The 18,130-nt window shown below is 41.5% G+C and carries 7 protein-coding genes; 5 read left to right on the plus strand and 2 right to left on the minus strand.

Features of this window, described 5'->3' with window-relative positions:
- Nucleotides 1–6 precede the first annotated feature (6 nt).
- From AC04QZ_RS07720 to AC04QZ_RS07735, 4 genes are read left to right on the plus strand one after another with little or no spacing between them, the layout of a single operon-like run.
- Entirely contained in the window at nt 7–1,548 is a 1,542-nt protein-coding gene (locus AC04QZ_RS07720) for an alpha-N-arabinofuranosidase (protein ID WP_478357278.1), read from the plus strand.
- A gap of 6 nt (nt 1,549–1,554) precedes the next feature.
- Nucleotides 1,555–3,492 (plus strand): glycoside hydrolase family 97 protein, encoded by a 1,938-nt coding sequence (locus AC04QZ_RS07725; RefSeq protein WP_478357279.1) that lies wholly within the window; start codon nt 1,555–1,557, stop codon nt 3,490–3,492.
- Nucleotides 3,493–3,496: 4 nt separating this feature from the next.
- A complete protein-coding gene (locus AC04QZ_RS07730) occupies nt 3,497–4,432 on the plus strand; it encodes a glycoside hydrolase family 43 protein (protein ID WP_478357280.1) in 936 nt (311 codons plus the stop codon).
- A 2-nt stretch (nt 4,433–4,434) separates the two neighbouring features.
- Nucleotides 4,435–5,409: a glycoside hydrolase family 43 protein gene (locus AC04QZ_RS07735; protein ID WP_478357281.1), complete on the plus strand. Its 975-nt coding sequence runs from the start codon at nt 4,435–4,437 to the stop codon at nt 5,407–5,409.
- A 1,184-nt stretch (nt 5,410–6,593) separates the two neighbouring features.
- Here the strand turns inward: AC04QZ_RS07735 and AC04QZ_RS07740 are convergent.
- Together AC04QZ_RS07740 and AC04QZ_RS07745 are read right to left on the minus strand one after the other, a co-directional pair.
- Entirely contained in the window at nt 6,594–8,939 is a 2,346-nt protein-coding gene (locus AC04QZ_RS07740) for a beta-L-arabinofuranosidase domain-containing protein (protein WP_478357282.1), read from the minus strand.
- A gap of 11 nt (nt 8,940–8,950) precedes the next feature.
- Nucleotides 8,951–10,324, minus strand: coding sequence for a rhamnogalacturonan acetylesterase (locus tag AC04QZ_RS07745; RefSeq protein WP_478357284.1), 1,374 nt, complete (start codon nt 10,322–10,324; stop codon nt 8,951–8,953).
- A 689-nt stretch (nt 10,325–11,013) separates the two neighbouring features.
- Between AC04QZ_RS07745 and AC04QZ_RS07750 the strand changes: the two genes are divergently transcribed.
- Complete coding sequence (locus AC04QZ_RS07750; RefSeq protein ID WP_478357285.1) at nt 11,014–18,108, plus strand: SDR family NAD(P)-dependent oxidoreductase; 7,095 nt, start codon at nt 11,014–11,016, stop codon at nt 18,106–18,108.
- Nucleotides 18,109–18,130 lie beyond the last annotated feature (22 nt).

The following is an 18,130-nucleotide window of genomic DNA, read 5'->3' on the forward strand; positions in this document are numbered from 1 at the left end:
GAGATCATGATGAAAAAACTACTCTTCTCTGCCACGATGCTCTGCTGCTCCATTTTTGCGCAGGCACAAAACGAAACGCAGTTAACCATTAAACCTGCCGGCGATCAGATCGTGAGCAAACATATTTACGGTCATTTTTCTGAACATTTGGGCCGCTGTATCTACGATGGTTTTTGGGTGGATGAAAATTCTACCATTCCAAATAAAGGAAGGATCCGTTTGGATATTGTAGAGGCTTTAAAGAAGATAAAAGTTCCGAACCTGCGCTGGCCGGGTGGCTGTTTTGCCGATGAATACCACTGGAGAGATGGTATCGGCCCACGAAACCAACGTCCGAAAATGGTAAATACCAATTGGGGCGGCGTAACCGAAGACAATAGTTTTGGTACACATGAGTTTTTAGACCTCTGCCAGATGCTCGATTGCGAACCTTACATCGCAGGCAATGTAGGCAGCGGAACGGTTGAAGAAATGGCCAAATGGGTAGAATATTTGAATTTTGATGGCGTAAGTCCGATGACAGCTATCCGTAGCCAAAATGGAAGAGAAAAACCCTGGAAAGTTTCTTTCTGGGGCGTGGGTAACGAGAGCTGGGGCTGTGGTGGCAACATGACGCCCGCCTATTACTCTGATTTATACCGCAGGTATGCTACTTATGCACGCAACTATCCGGGTGCTCCCTTAAAAAGGATTGCCAGTGGCGCAAATTCAGGCGATTACAACTGGACTGAAACCTGTATGAAAAACATCGGTAATCAGATGTGGGGATTAACCTTACACTATTACACCATCCCAACTGGAAACTGGGGTGTTAAAGGATCGGCAACCAAATTTGATGAAGCACAATACTTTTCAACCATGAAAAACTGTTTGAAAATGGAGGAACTCGTAACCAAACACTCCGCTATCATGGATAAATACGATCCTAAAAAGAAAGTAGCCTTAGTGGTTGATGAATGGGGAATCTGGACAGATGTAGAACCTGGAACAAACCCTGGTTTTTTATATCAGCAGAATAGTTTACGCGACGCCTTAATTGCAGGAACTACGCTTAACATTTTCAATAACCATTCCGATCGTGTTAAAATGGCTAATCTGGCACAAACAGTTAATGTGCTACAGGCCTTAATTTTAACCGAAAAGGATAAAATGATCCTGACTCCTACTTACCATGTTTTTGATCTGTACAAAGTACACCAGGATGCGAAATACTTACCAATTGCCTTTACCAGTCCTGACTACACTGTAGGCGATCAGAAAATTCCGGCTTTAAATGTTTCTGCTTCGCAGGATGCAAGCGGTGCGATCCATATTTCTATGGTGAATTTAGATCCGAACAAGAAAATTGTATTAAGTACGGTTTTAGATGGCTTGAAATGGAGTTCGGTTACCGGACAGATTTTAACCTCAGCCAAACTAACCGATGTAAATACCTTTAACGATTCGGACAAAGTACATAATGCAAAATTTACCGGTGCAAAAAAATCCGGTAACGCATTAAAAGTAGAATTGCCTGCACAATCTGTTGTGGTATTGGAATTAAAATAAACGAAGATGAAATATAAAATCACAAGCATCGTACTTTTATTGTTATCAGCTACTCAGGTACTAAAAGGACAAAGCAAATATGAAATTGTAAGTCCGGATAAGGCACTTCGTGTTTCTGTTTTCCTGAAAGATAAATCTCTTTTTTACACCATTAACAGAAACTCAATTCCGGTATTGTCCAATTCAGCATTGGGTTTAATCCGTGAAGATGCCGATTTCGCTAAAAATCTTTCCGTTTTATCGGTTTCGAAAAACGAACTGATTAAAGACAGCTATACTTTAAAAAACGGCAAGAGGTTAAACAATCAATACCTGGCCAACAAAAGAATTCTGCACCTGCAAAATGCATCTTCAAAAAAAATGGACGTTATTTTTCAGGTTTCCAATGATGGGGTAGCATTCCGTTATTATTTCCCTGATGCCGATACGCAACTCAAAAAAATTACGGAAGAAAAAACAGCTTTTCATTTCTTCGAAAGTACAAAAGCATGGATGCAGCCCATGTCGGTTGCAAAAACTGGCTGGGAAAGCACCAATCCATCATATGAAGAATATTACAAAAAAGAGATCAGCGTGGGTACGCCTGCGCCAACCGAAGCCGGCTGGGTTTACCCGGCGCTTTTCAACTACAAAGATACCTGGCTGTTGCTTACCGAAGTGGGTTTAGATGGCAGTTATTGTGCTACACGCTTGAAGCAAAATTCGCCTGATGGAAATTACCAGGTTGGTTTTCCAGATGCACGCGAAGCTTTTACCAACCAAAACGTAAATCCGGAGTCTACCTTGCCCTGGTACACACCATGGAGGGTAATTGCCGTTGGCAGCCTTAAAAAAGTAACCGAATCTACCTTAGGTACAGATTTAGCTGCTCCTGCAAAAGCAGAAATCAATCCCGATTTATTTCCTTTGGGAAAAGCTTCATGGAGCTGGATCATGTTAAAAGACAATTCAATCGTGTACGACATCCAGAAAAAATATATCGATTTCGCAGCTGATATGAAATGGGAATACTGCCTGATTGATGTGGACTGGGACACCAAAATCGGATATGAAAAAATGCAGCAACTAGCCGATTATGCCAAATCGAAAAACGTGGGTTTATTACTTTGGTATAACTCTGCCGGCGATTGGAATACCGTAAAATACACGCCAAAAAATAAACTGACTAACCGCGAAAACCGTTTAAAGGAATTTGCCTTATTGAAAAAAATGGGCATTAAGGGCATCAAAATCGATTTTTTTGGTGGCGATGGCCAATCGATGATCCGCTATTACCTCGAACTTTTCGAAGATGCAGCAAAATTTGGCTTAAGCGTAAATTGTCATGGTGCAACTTTACCCAGGGGATGGCAGCGTACTTATCCGAACTTAGTCACCATGGAGTCGATCAAAGGGATGGAATTCATCACTTTCGATCAGAACAATGCCAACGAAGAGCCTTTACATGCCACTACCATTCCGTTCACCAGGAATATCTTCGATCCGATGGATTTTACGCCAATGAACCTGTCTAAAATTCCAAATATTAAACGTAAAACCACCGGAGCATTCGAACTGGCCTTACCTGTAATTTTTCAATCTGGCGTACAGCACCTGGCCGAATCACCTGATGGCATGGCAACAGTACCCGCTTATATTAAATCTTTTCTCCAAGGCTTTCCTGCTGCCTGGGATGACACCAAACTGATTGATGGTTACCCGGGAAAATTTGTAGTGATGGCGCGTAAATCAGGTTCAAAATGGTATATCGCCGGAATAAATGGAGAAAATGCAGATAAGCTGATCAACATCGATTTTTCAAAATTCAATGCAAAATCTGCTGAGGTAATTACAGATGAAGATCAGGGATCGAATTTTATAACCGGAGCCATCGATCTTAAATCCCCACCTCCTGTTAAAATGAAACCTTATGGTGGATTTGTAATCGTTGTAGAACAAAAATAAAGCAATGAAAAAACTAATATACCTTTCCATCTTTTTGCTATCAGCATGTTATCATGTACAGGCACAGTCTAAAAAAGCAGTTTATCTCTTTGCTTATTTTAAAGGTAATGGCGAAGATGGTTTGCACCTGGCTTATAGTAACGATGCCTACAAATGGACAGCACTTAAAAATGATCAATCCTTCCTCACGCCAACGGTAAGCAAAGATAAATTGATGAGAGACCCCTGCATTGTCCGCGGGGCAGATGGCTTATTTCATATGGTTTGGACGGTGAGCTGGAAAGATAAAGGCATTGGTTATGCCAGTTCGAAAGACCTGATCAACTGGAGCGAACAGCAGTTTTTACCTGTTATGGTTAAAGAAGATGGCGCAAGAAACACCTGGGCACCAGAAATTACCTACGATAGCAAAACCAAAACCTATATGATTTATTGGGCCACAACCATTACAGGTAAGTTTAACGAAACGGCTTCGACTGAAGAAAGCGGTTACAATCACCGTATGTATTACGTTACGACAAAAGATTTCAAAACCTATTCGGAAACCAAACTGCTTTACGATCCGGGCTTTAATGTGATTGATGCTACTATTGTAAAAAATGGAAAGCAGTTCGTTATGTTTTTGAAAGATGAAACCCGTGAACCTGCTCAAAAGAATATCAAAATGGCTTTTGCCGATCAGCTAACTGGCCCTTACAGCAAAGCCGGAAACCCAATTACCGGAAATTACTGGGCAGAAGGACCAACCACCTTAAAAACCGATAATAAGTGGATGGTGTATTTCGATAAATACCGCGATCATAAATATGGCGCAATTGAGTCTGCAGATCTAAAAAACTGGACCGATGTTTCAGACAAAATCGCTTTACCAAAAGGCTTGCGACACGGCACCATCCTTACCATCAAAGAAAAAGAGCTCACCGAATTGTTAAAACAATAAATATGTTGAAGAATTTTAAAATATACGGATCGGTTTTTATGCTTTCGATCGTTCATTTCACCATCAACGCGCAAGAGAAAGTCATCGTTGCCAAAGGCAATCCGATTATTACCGATAAATACACGGCTGATCCGGCCGCTTATGTTTATGGCGATTCTGTTTATTTGTATACTGGGCATGATGTAGCACCAAAACAAAAAAACACCTACGAGATGCACGAATGGCTGTGTTATTCATCAGCCGATATGGTGACCTGGAAAGAACATAAATCGCCGCTTAACGTAAAAGACTTTGCCTGGGCAAAAGATGATGCCTGGGCTTCGCAGGTGATTGAAAGGGATGGTAAATTTTATTGGTACGTAGCGATTAGCCATGGCACCATCCATGGAAAATCAATCGGTGTGGCGGTGGCGGATAATCCGAGAGGCCCATTTAAAGATGCGATTGGAAAGGCATTAATTACCAACGATATGACGACAGATGTTAAAATCAGCTGGGATGATATCGATCCTACGGTAATTATTGATGATAATGGTCAGGCTTATTTATTTTGGGGCAATCAGCAATGTTATTATGCCAGGTTGAAAAAAAACATGATCGAATTGGATGGAACAATCCAGAAGGTAAATCTGCCTGAATTTACGGAAGCGCCATGGGTGCACAAGCGCAAAGGATGGTATTATTTATCTTATGCCTCGCAATTCCCGGAGAAGATTGTGTATGCGATGAGTAAAAACATCAATGGTCCATGGGAATACAAAGGCATTTTAAATGAAATTGCCGGAAACTCTAACACAAACCATCAATCTATTATCGATTTTAAAGGCAAATCATATTTCATTTACCACAATGGCGCGATTAATAACGATGGAGGAAGCTTCAGGCGATCGGTTTGCATTGATTACCTGAATTATAACAGTGATGGCACCATGAAACGTGTGGTAATGACTTCTGAAGGGGTTAAAAAAGCGAAGTAATTGGTCATTTCGATTATAAAAATACCGTGGTCTGTGTCCTCACAGACCACTTAGATAATTTCTTCTACGCGTCATGCTGAACTTGATTCAGCATCTATCCAGTCTAATAAAATTCACATGAAAACCTTTACCATAGATCCTGAAACAAGTTCAGGAGGACGATCGTGTTGAATAAACACTGATGGTCTGTGGGGACACAGACCATGGCATGGAGGTCAATTCCTTCTGCGCGTCATGCTGAACTCGTTTCAGCATCTATCCAGCCTAATAAAATTCACAAGAAAACCTTTACATAGATCCTGAAACAAGTTCAGGAGGACGATCCTCGTTGAGTAACGCTGATGGTCTGTGGGGACACAGACCATGGCATGGAGGTCAATTCCTTATGCGCGTCATGCTGAACTTGTTTCAGCATCTATCCAGTCCAATAAATCCACAAAAAAACCTTTACCATAGATCCTGAAACAAGTTCAGGAGGACGATCCTCGTTGAATAACGCTGATGGTCTGTGGGGACACAGACCATGGCATGGAGGTCAATTCCTTCTGCGCGTCATGCTGAACTCGTTTCAGCATCTTTCCAGTCTAATAAAAATTCACACGAAAACCTTCAACATAGATCCTGAAACAAGTTCAGGAGGACGATCGTGTTGAATAAACACTGATGGTCTGTGGGGACACAGACCATGGCATGGAGGTCAATTCCTTCTGCGCGTCATGCTGAACTCGTTTCAGCATCTTTCCAGTCTAATAAAAATTCACACGAAAACCTTTGCCATAGATCCTGAAACAAGTTCAGGAGGACGATCCTCGTTGAATAACGCTGATGGTCTGTGGGGACACAGACCATGGCATGGAGGTCAATTCCTTCTGCGCGTCATGCTGAACTCGTTTCAGCATCTTTCCAGTCTAATAAAAATTCACACGAAAACCTTCAACATAGATCCTGAAACAAGTTCAGGAGGACGATCGTGTTGAATAAACACTGATGGTCTGTGGGGACACAGACCATGGCATGGAGGTCAATTCCTTATGCGCGTCATGCTGAACTTGTTTCAGCATCTTTCCAGTCTAATAAAAATTCACACGAAAACCTTCAACATAGATCCTGAAACAAGTTCAGGAGGACGATCTCATTGAGTAACGCTGATGGTCTGTGAGGGCACAGATCACATAAAAACAAAGCTATCTTATCAACCTCACTTCATATATATTCGCAATAGCCGATCCCTGATCGGCAACAAATTTCACTTCTACATCTGCTTTTAACAACTCTTTAGGAATTTGATATTCCTGCGTATAAAAATTATCTCCTTTGCTTCCATCCAACTTTACATTTCCAATTGTAACGCCGTTGATCAGAATAGAGAAGTTCCTGTTCTTTTCCTTTCCGAAATAAGTTAAACTCAGCTTATTTGCTGATAGATCTTTATTTTTAAGCAAATAACTAAACCATGCCTTTCCATTTCTAAAATGTCTTTCCTGAAAGCTTCCGTTATCGGTTTGCTCACCTTTAAAGCTATGGTCAGATTCTGGTTGCTGTTCGCCGGTATTGACTAAGTCGACGGTTTCACGCTCTACTTTTAGCTGTGCTTCTTCAGCCAGCTTAATCGCTTTTGCACGTTCAGGCAAATCTTCAGCACTGCTGTAAGGAAAATAAACTACATAGCGCTTTTCGGCCAGGGTGTAAAAAGGAACCAATTTTAACGATTTGTATTTGGGTTGATAAACCGCATTTTGAGCACTAAAAGTTAAACTACGTTTATCAGTCAATGTGATTTCACTGGCTAACACATTTTTAGCTCCGGTAACGAGCGGAGCATCGCTGATCGGGAATAGTGGTCCGGAAGCAATATGCCCCATCCTGCTTCCATCAGCCGTTAAATTAGGCTGACTTAAGGTATCCAATGCTGCTGCAAGCACGATCGGGCCGCGCAGAAAAGCTACCCAGTCAGAACCATCTGGCATAAACTCCGTAGTGGTATGCATGGGCAAGGTAATATTTAGCACATCGCCACTTGACCAAAGGCGGTCGATACTGGAATAACCATTTGTATCTCCTTTAGCGGTTACTTTTTTTCCATTCACCAAAACGGTCATTTTTCCAGACTCAACCCAGGATGGCTGACGGAAATGCAAGGCAAAACGTTGCTTATCCTTTAATTGAAGTTTAATAGTCGTATTTTCTGCAGCTGGAAAAAGCGTTTGCTGGGTGAGCTGAATGCCTTTTTCCTTCCAGTTTAAGGTAGAGGGAATAAAAAGATTGACATAAAGGTCATCTCCACTGTGCGCATAAATCAACTCACCATACTTGCCATGGTTTTCCAATCCAGAGCCTACACAACACCAAAAACTTTTCTGCGGACTCGAATAGGTACGGTAATGGCCCGGGCGCATGGGCGTGAAATATACAAAACCACCTTCCGGCCTTTGCGAAGCCAGGATATGATTATAAAGTGTACGTTCGTAATAATCGAGGTAAGTATTCGAAGGCGCAGCCAAAAACAACTGTTTAGTGAGTTTCAGCATGTTGTAAGAATTGCAGGTTTCGGGTCCTTCACGCGATTCAGTCATCGATGAAAAGTTATTGGCGGGATGAAAATGCTCTCTAACGCTATTTCCACCTATCGCTACCGTCCGATGACCGACAACAGTTTTCCAAAAGAAAGCAGCTGCATTTGCCCAGGAAGCATCTTTATCCAGCAAGGCGATCTGCTCAAAACCAATTACCTTAGGAATCTGCGTATTTGCATGTAAACCGTTTAGCGCATCAGTATTTTTTAGCAGTGGATTTAGGATAGATTGATCTGAAAACCGTTTTGCCAGTTGAAGATATTTCGGATTACCTGTTATCGCGTAAACATGCGCGAAAGTTTCATTTAATCCCCCATGTTCGCTTTTTAATAGCTCCTGTATTTGCTGATCAGATAAACTGGAGACCAGATCTACACACCAATCGGTCAGCTTTATGAGCATTTGTTTTGCTTTTGCATTGCCCGCAACCGCATAAGCATCGTAAAGTCCGGCGTAAATTTTATGGATATTGTACAAGGGAACCCATTTCCCATTCAAAGAAAAACTGGATGATTTGATGTTACCTGCTTTAATTTCTTTCCAGATTTCTTTTCCACCAGGGATACCCGCCAAATAACCATCACCATTTTTCGCCTGACATTTATCCAGTTCGGCGATCATGTAATCCATTCGATCTTTAACCTTTGCATCACCAGTGGAAGCATACATTAAAGCCAGGGCAGACAAGTAATGCCCACCGATATGCCCGTCTAAACCTGTGTTTTCCCAGTTTCCGTAAGATGCCGCTTTAGGTTTCAATCCTGCTTCTCTTAAATACGGAGCCAAAAGCCTGTCCGCATCTAACGAAAGTATGTATTTTTTATCGGTCTCCTGCGCTTGCTTAAAAGGTCCTTCGAGCAAACGGACTGCCGATAAATTAAATGGCTGCAAACTCGCCTGTCCGAAAATATTTCCACACAAGGTCGTAAACAATATGGCGGTAATTAATTTTTTCATCCGTGCTCTGGTTAATTTCCATCAGGCTTAACCATACTACTTTTAGGACTCTCTGGCCAGTGCCAATCTGCAGGATTATCTGGTTTTGCAGGATCGAATTTTGGCAGATCATCCACCAGGTATTTGGCAATGCCCAATTTCTGTTCTTTAATGCCTAAGATGATGCATTGTGCAATTTCATAAGCGCCATAAGGATTAAAGTGCGTATTATCAGCCAGGGCCTTGTCCTGACCGGGATAACTGTTGGCCGGATAATGAACAAAGGCTTTTTTCGATGGCTCTTCTCCCAAAGCATTAAACAGCGTCGAGGTCATGGCATTCAGGTCAATTAAAGCCACTTTTTCTTCCTCAGCCACTTTACGTGCTGCAGCAGGGAAATCGCCAAGAGAATTTACAATTTTTCCATCTGCACCAAAAGATCTTCTGCTGGTTGAGGTAACCACCACCGGGATTCCTCCCCTTTTCTTTACTTCCGAAATAAATGTTTTTAACCTTTCGGTATACGATTTATAGGCGCCATCATTTGGTCCTTTATCTTTTTGATCGTTATGCCCAAATTCGATGAACAAATAATCGCCGGGTTTCATCACACTTAAAACCTTAGCTAAACGTTTGCTCCCTAAAAATGAACCCAGTGTTAAACCCGATTCCGCATGATTGGCAATTGCAACCCCCGGTTTAAAAAAACGGGGAATCATCTGTCCCCAAGACGCCCAGGGCTCATCATCCTGATTTACCACCGTCGAATTTCCGGCCAGGAAAACAGTCACCTGATCTTCTACCTTCGTAATTTCGAGCGCCTGTAATGCGGTTTGATGGTCAAATTCCAATGTCAGTTTATCATCCCAATCAAGTTTGGTCAGTTCGCGTGGCTTTAACGAAACCAATTGCCCGCCGGTGATGTGTTTATCTTTAACATTTACAATAAATGTTTTGGTTAACGATTGTCCTTTGGTGGTTTTTACATCTTCGAGCATCAACCTTCTCGATTCTGCTTTTACGGTACTTAAAGCTGCCTCTTTCGGATCGCCAAGTGTCACTGTAATTTTGTAATTACCCTCCGGAACGGCTACCGAGAAATAAAATGGCTTATTGCTTTTCACCAGGTCTGAAGTTAAAAAATTCTTCCCGCCATAATCTATCCCTTCAACTTTCGAATCAAAATCAAAACCATAACCTTTTTCTTTACTGTAAGCATCCTGAGGTAAAATTTGTGTATAACCTTTAGCAACCTTTCCAGGTCCGAAGTCGAATTTGTAATCGGTTTTTTCCTGTGCCTGTGCCAGGTTGGCTATTAAACCAAGAAAAACTAATGGTTTAATAAACTTTTGAATGCTCATATCGTTTGGATTTGCTGTACGATCTGGTTTAACGGTTTTATCCATTCAGACCGTTTTCTCATAAAATTTGAAATCTGGCTAATTAAACGTCACATAGACGATTATATCACGAATATATAAAAACAATTCCCATTTAAAACGATAATGAACAGTTGATTTAAAAATTAAGCATTTACTAACTTAAGTCTGGTTATAAAAAACAACAAACACACGATAATCAATACTAATTAAACCTACACAATAAGATGATTTAGAATGCCCATAAAATTTCAGCAATTTCAAATCCAAAACCGATAACGCAAATAAATACAATTAAATAACATTAAAAACTCAATTTCTTAAACTAAATCGTATAAAAATTCGATATTTTCTCATCAAAAAACTTAAAAAAACTAACACAAAACATAACAAACCAGATATTTACAAAATTTAATTCATAAATTAACCCATTATTAATATTAACCCAACCTGGGGCAGCTTCTTTTGTATTTGAAATTTAAACAAACGATAAAAAGAAGCATAATTGAAATTTTTAATAAGAATTTTGTTCATAAAATTCATTTCTGAATGAAAAAATTGATTGTATCCGTGACACCTGTTCACTTCATTCATTTATAAATTTTTAAAACAATTTGACTTAACCAATTCGTATCTTAGTCTAATTAATCATACACACTATTTTCAGCGCTAAAAAGCTGTGTTATTGTGTATTACGGCCGGCATAAAGAACCATTATGTTGCGCTTAAATCATCCACCAAACAGAAGATTAGAATCAAAATCTAAAGCCATGAACAAACACGCCATTATTGGAGTAACTCCCTTCGAAATCCCTGATAGCAGATTGGTTTCCAATTTACAAAAAGCAGATTGCTTTCCGGTTCTCAGTCTTGGACATTGTAAAAATGAAGCAGAAAAAGCCCTTCAGGCACTCCTGGAAGCAGGCATATCAGATTTTGGTGTAAGTATTAATTCAGCAGCATTAGCAGGCATTGATCTACCCACACAGGTAAGTTTAATCATTGCACCTTATGATTTTGCGCTAAACCCTAAAACATCAGCAAAAATTATCCATCAGGTTTACGACCTTGAATCTGCATTAGCAGCACAAGAAAACGGAGCCGACGGGATAGTGGTAAAAGGAAATGAAGGTGCCGGCCGTGTGGCATACGAATCTTCTTTTGTACTTTTTCAACGGGTTATTAAAGAAATTACTTCCATTCCGGTTTGGGTTCAGGGTGGCGTGGGCATCCATACAGCGGCCTCGTTAATGGCGCAGGGCGCAACGGGAATCATTTTAGATAGTCAACTGGCCTTATTTCCTGAATGTGCGGTACCTGAAGAATTAAAAGTTATTTGTAGCAAATTAAGTGGAACAGAAACCAAACTGATTGATAAAACCCGCGTATTGGTCCGTCCTAATTCGCCGGCAGTAGCAGAAGATATAGATTATAATGACCTTCAAAAATATTTTAAAGGCTATGATCTGGAAACAAATTACCTTCCAATGGGTCAGGATATTGCCTTATCAATTGACCTGGTTAGCAAATATAAAAAGCTCGATAAATTGGTTTTTGGAATAAAAGAAGCCATTTATGGCCATTTAAAACAAGCTAAAGCCATCAATATTATTAAGGCAGACAATTCGTTAGCCAAAGATCTGAACATCACCTATCCTATTGCGCAGGGACCTATGACCAGGGTAAGTGATGTCGCTCCATTTGCTAATGCCGTTTCCGAAGCTGGCGCCTTATCATTTATAGCCTTATCCTTATTAAAAGGAGCATCAGCAAAAAACCTGATCGAAGAAACCAAAAAACTGGCGGGAGAAAAAACCTGGGGTGTAGGTATTTTGGGTTTTGCCCCACAGGAACTTAGAGATGAGCAACAAGAATATATATTAAATGCAAAACCTCCGGTTTTGTTAATTGCCGGTGGAAGACCTTCGCAAGCTAAACCTTTCGAAAAAGCAGGGATTAAAACCTTCCTTCACGTGCCATCTGCTTCTCTTTTAGATATGTTTTTAAAAGAAGGCGCTAAACGTTTTGTATTTGAAGGTCGCGAATGTGGTGGTCACGTCGGGCCACTATCGAGCATGGTATTGTGGGAAAAACAGATCGAACGTTTGTTAAAGGAAGAAAATCCCGAAAGCATCAGCGTTTTCTTCGCAGGTGGTATTCATGATGCTTTTTCTACCGCTTTTATTTCAGTAATGGCTGCTCCTTTGGCTGCCAGGGGAATGAAAATCGGGGTATTAATGGGCACCGCATATTTATATACTAAAGAAGCGGTCAGTACAGGTGCTATTTTAGATAAATTCCAGCAGGAAGCCATGCAGGCAAACGAAACTGTTTTGCTCGAAACTGCCCCGGGACACGAAACTAGGTGCTTGAATTCTTCATTTGCCACTTTCTTTAATGAAGAAAAAAAGAAACTTCAGGCCGAAGGAATGGATAAAAAAGAAATCTGGGCCAAACTGGAAACGTTAAATGTTGGCCGTTTACGCATTGCTGCAAAAGGAATCGAAAGACGTGGCGATGAGCTGGTAAAAATAAACGAAGCTGAACAAACTGATCTGGGTATGTACATGATCGGTCAGGTTGCACCCATGCATAAACGCGTCATGTCATTGCTCGATCTTCACCAGGATGTAGCCGACAATAACTATTCACATATTTTAAACGCTTCACTTTCATCGCCTCCCAAAAATAAAGCGAAAGCATTGGATGTGGCCATTGTAGGTATGGCCTGTATTTTCCCAGGCGCTAAAAACCTCGAAGAATACTGGCGTAATATCATTTTAGGTAAGGATTCGGTAACCGAAGTACCGGATGAAAGATGGAATAAAGAACTCTATTATAACCCTGATTCTACTGCAGGTGATATGTCGCACTCTAAATGGGGCGGTTTTATCCCAAGGATAGATTTTGATCCCTTAGAATTTGGCATTCCGCCGCAATCGCTCGCGGCCATAGAGCCTACCCAACTGCTTACCTTAATGGTGGCCAAACAGGCGATGCAACACGCTGGTTATGCCGATGGTGGTGTAGACAATGAAAATGTTTCGGTAATTATTGGTGCCGAAGGCGGAAACGACCTCGCCAACAGCTATAGTTTCAGAGGTTTTTACAAACAGGTTTTTGGCAAAATGCCAGCCGAATTGGATGCCGCCTTACCTAAAACCACAGAAGATTCATTCCCGGGTATTTTGGCGAATGTAATTTCGGGCAGGATCACCAACAGGTTAAACCTGGGTGGCAGAAATTATACCGTTGATGCGGCTTGCGCTTCTTCGCTTGCAGCAATCGATCTGGCTTGTCAGGAGTTATTTTTAGAGAAATCAGATATGGTTTTAGCCGGAGGAGCAGATCTGCACAATGGCATTAACGATTACCTGATGTTCTCGAGCACACATGCCCTTTCTAAAAAAGGAAGGTGTGCTACTTTTGATGCTGAAGCAGATGGAATTGCCCTTGGCGAAGGGATTGCCATGATTGTATTAAAAAGATATGACGATGCTTTACGCGATGGCGACACGATTTATTCTATTATTAAAGGTGTCGGCGGCTCAAGTGATGGAAAAAGCCTGGGTTTAACAGCGCCACGCAAAAATGGACAGGTAAATGCGCTGGAAAGGGCTTATAGCCAGGCTGGGATTACGCCTTCTTTGATTGGTTTGGTAGAAGCACATGGTACAGGTACCGTAGTTGGTGATAAAACAGAAATCAGCGCATTAACCGATATGCTTAATCAGTCGGGCGCAACTGCCGGACAAACACATTTAGGCTCAGTAAAAACGCAGATTGGCCACACCAAATGTGCCGCAGGAATCGCAGGTTTAATCAAAGCATCGCTATCGGTTTACCATGGCATTAAACCACCAACCATTAACTTAAAAACTCCAAATAGCTTTTACAATGCAAAAACCAGTCCTTTCGCTTTCCATACCGAAGCTGGTTTATGGATGGAAGAAAAACGATATGCCGGTGTAAGTGCATTCGGTTTTGGCGGAACAAACTTCCACGCCGTATTGGAAAGTGCGCAAAACACAGAAAATAAAAATTCGATCTTAAAATCATGGCCGTCTGAACTTTTTGTTTTCAGGGGAGATACTTACGAGGAGGCCAAAAGCCGCGTAATTTCCGTAAAAAACCTCTTAGAACTGAACGATCAGATCGAATTGAAAGATATTGCCTATAGTTTAGCCACAACAGATAACAAACCTGTTCAATTGAGCATCGTAGCCAATCACCCAGAAGACTTAGTGATGAAAATCGACCTGGTGTTATCTGGCGTAGAAAGCAAGGATACCTACCTCACCAAAAAGCAGGATGGTAAAGTTGCCTTTATGTTCCCGGGACAGGGCAGCCAAAGGGTAAACATGGCGAGAGATCTTTTTGTGGTTTTCCCTGAAATGAGAAAACTGCTGAAGGCTTATCCTGAATACGAAAAGGTCCTCTTCCCAAATACGGTATTTAATGATGCTGATGCAAAAGCTCAAAAAGAGCAAATTAAAGATACCCGCATGGCACAACCGCTGTTGGGTATTGTTGATCTGGCCATTGCCAATTTCTTAAAATCATTGGGCATTGTACCTGATATGGTTGCCGGCCACAGCTACGGTGAATTACCTGCACTTTGTTTTGCAGGTGCTTTTGAAGAGGAAGCTTTGGTTCACCTGAGTGCAGAAAGAGCAAAAGCGATCTTAAATGCTGTAGAAAACGGCGATCCGGGCACCATGCTTGCCGTGAGTGCAAAACAGGAAGATCTTGCACAATACCTGGGTGATATTGCAGATGTTTATCCGGTAAACTTTAATGCACCAGCGCAATGTGTCATTGCAGGCAATACTGCAGCCATCGCTCAACTGGCCGCAGTGTTAAAAGAGGCTAAAATATCTTTCCGTCCGCTTGAAGTGGCATGTGCTTTCCACAGCCCATTGGTGGCCAAATCGAAACAGCTTTACCAGGAAGTATTATCGGGTGTAAATTTTAATGACCTTAAAATCCCCGTATGGTCTAACACCACGGCAAAAGAATATCCAACTGAAGCTACCGCAATTAAAGAACGTTTAACTGATCATTTGATAAAACCTGTCCTTTTTGTTGATGAATTAAGGGATATGTATGCCGCCGGCGCCAGGGTTTTCGTAGAAGTTGGCCCTGGCAAGGTGCTAAGCGGTTTAACCAAATCCTGCATTGGCAAAGACGAAGTGATTTTACACACCGAGGATCAAGGCCAGAATAAACTCAGCCATTTATTGGGCACACTGGCCGGTTATATGGCTACCGGTCGCGAAATCAAACTCGAAAAATTATTCGAAGGCCGTTCAGTTAAAACCATCAAACTGGATGAACTTGCTATCTATAAAAAAAGTCCGGCTATCTGGTACGTAAATGGTCAACACGCAGTTCCATCAACAGGTAAACTTCCGGCAAATGGTGCCTCCCCTATTACTAAACCGATCATCCTTATGAATACTACCGCTACACCAACTGAAAATCAACAGGTTAATGGCTCTGCCAAAGACCTGATGATGCAGGAATACCTGCACAGCATGAAAATGCTGATTCAGGCACAACGCGATGTGATGCTTTCCTTTTTAGGCCAAGCTCCCGCAATGCCTTCACAAATCATTAACCAACCCTTAACCTCATATCAGGCCCCTCAGCCGGTTCGCATTGAAACCCAGATCACGGCAAAACAGGAAGTACCTCAGGCACAAACCATTGAGGTAATTACACCTACAATTGAACAAAAAGACTTAAAACTGGTGCTTTTACAAATTGTGAGCGATAAAACAGGCTATCCACAGGAAATGCTGGGCATGGAAATGGATCTTGAGGCTGATTTAAGTATCGATTCCATTAAACGAGTAGAAATTATCGGTGCTTTACGTACCGAACTGGGCGGTTTCTCTCAATTGAACCTACCGGAAGATAAAATTATGGAACAGCTTGCCGGTCTTAAAACCTTAAGCAGCCTCATAAACTGGATTACAGAAAATACAGAACAGCCAAAAGCGGTTAGCGCAGCTGCTGTAACATCAGCACCCATCAATCAAGCCGAACAGGCAAAATTTTCAATCGATCAGTTAAAGTCAGTCATTCTCGAGGTGGTAAGTGAAAAAACCGGCTATCCAAAAGAAATGCTGGGCATGGATTTAGATCTTGAAGCCGATTTAAGTATCGATTCTATCAAAAGGATGGAAATTATTGCATCGCTTAAAGAAAAAATCGGTTTCGGTTCGCAAAGCGAACAGGCTGATGATTTAATGGAGAAACTGACTGCAATTAAAACTTTAAATGCCCTGGTTAACTGGATTGCCGATGTTGAAGCAGAAAGCTCGGAGGTGCTTACCGAGGCAAAAAAGCTTATTGAGGAGAGCATCGATGATCAAACGGTTAAAGAAAAATTATCGCGTTTAAGATTTGAGCTAACTCCTGCCGCCCTGACCATTACTGAAGCAGCCATATTAAAAGGGCAGCATTTTGCCTTAACCGACGATGGTGGAGGTCAGGCGATCAAAATCAAAAAAGTGCTCGAGAAACATGGTGCCATTGCCGATTTGGTAAGCTTTGAAGACTCATTGGATGGCTATCAGGGCCTCATTATTTTGAACATGTTCGAAGCACAGCAAAAAGTGGGTATTCTCGATCATTTCGCAACGATTAAAAAACTAAATTTTGATACCGTAAAATGGGTGTACCTGATTGCGGATACCAAACAATATTTTAACGATCAATCTGATATTTCTTTCTTAAGAAATTATCAAGGGTATTCGGGTTTCTTTAAAAGTTTAGACCGCGAATACGAGCATACCAAATGCCGTTTCATCAGTCTCGAAACCAAAATGTCGCCGGATGAAATCACCAATATTACCTTAAACGAAATCCTGAATCCGGATAAACCTTCGGAAATTATTTACAACGACCATAAAAGACACATTATGGAACTTGTACCGCATCAATTGAGTACCGAAACCGATGCGCACATCCATTTGGATAAAGATGCCGTGGTAATGGTTTTAGGTGGCGCACAAGGTATAACTGCAGAACTGATGATCCATTTCGCAAAAGATTACCCTTGCAGGTACATTTTGGTGGGCCGTTCTGCAAATCCAATAGCTTCAGCAAATGAAGCCAGTTCTTCGTTAAAAACCAAAGATGAGATCAGGCAGTACGTAATTAAGCAGGGTGAGATTAAAAAACCTGCCGAGATAGAACATGAAACGAATCGGATTTACAAAAACAACCAGATTTTACGTTGCATTGCCACTTTAGAAGAAGGTGGTTCTACGGTCGTTTACGAATCGTTAGACCTTAAAGATGAAGAAGCGCTGACCCGTTTGATCAATCAGGTTTATGAAGATTACGGACGTATAGATGGCGTAGTACATGGCGCAGGTTTATTGGAAGATAAATTATTCCATAGCAAAACCTCTGAATCATTCGGACGCGTTTTCGATACCAAAGTAACCCCATTAAGGGTATTAGCTGAGCAATTAAGACCAGAAACACAATTTGTGATCCTGTTCTCGAGCATCGCTTCTGTTTACGGAAACCGTGGGCAAACCGATTATGCGGCAGCAAACAGTGTGATGGATAAATATGCCTGGGCCTTAAAACAGAAAATCCAGGGCAAGGTAATGGCCATTAACTGGGGTCCATGGAAAGGTGCAGGTATGGTTTCGCCAACCTTAGAGAAAGAGTACCAGCGCAGGGGAATTGCATTGATCCCGTTACAGGATGGAATGGAAACTTTCTTAAACGAACTTAAATATGGTAAAGAAAGCCAGGTATTAATCATGGCTGGAAACACCTGGACATAGAAAATATCCCATAATTAAACAG

This window comes from Pedobacter folensis, from assembly GCF_056490665.1.

What these genes read in the sequence shown, in the direction of transcription:
- AC04QZ_RS07730 (WP_478357280.1), top strand. Translation starts at nt 3,497, where the DNA reads ATGAAAAAACTAATATACCTTTCCATCTTTTTGCTATCAGCATGTTAT.
- AC04QZ_RS07745 (WP_478357284.1), bottom strand. Translation starts at nt 10,324, where the DNA reads ATGGATAAAACCGTTAAACCAGATCGTACAGCAAATCCAAACGATATG.
- AC04QZ_RS07735 (WP_478357281.1), top strand. Translation starts at nt 4,435, where the DNA reads ATGTTGAAGAATTTTAAAATATACGGATCGGTTTTTATGCTTTCGATC.
- AC04QZ_RS07725 (WP_478357279.1), top strand. Translation starts at nt 1,555, where the DNA reads ATGAAATATAAAATCACAAGCATCGTACTTTTATTGTTATCAGCTACT.
- AC04QZ_RS07750 (WP_478357285.1), top strand. Translation starts at nt 11,014, where the DNA reads ATGTTGCGCTTAAATCATCCACCAAACAGAAGATTAGAATCAAAATCT.
- AC04QZ_RS07720 (WP_478357278.1), top strand. Translation starts at nt 7, where the DNA reads ATGATGAAAAAACTACTCTTCTCTGCCACGATGCTCTGCTGCTCCATT.
- AC04QZ_RS07740 (WP_478357282.1), bottom strand. Translation starts at nt 8,939, where the DNA reads ATGAAAAAATTAATTACCGCCATATTGTTTACGACCTTGTGTGGAAAT.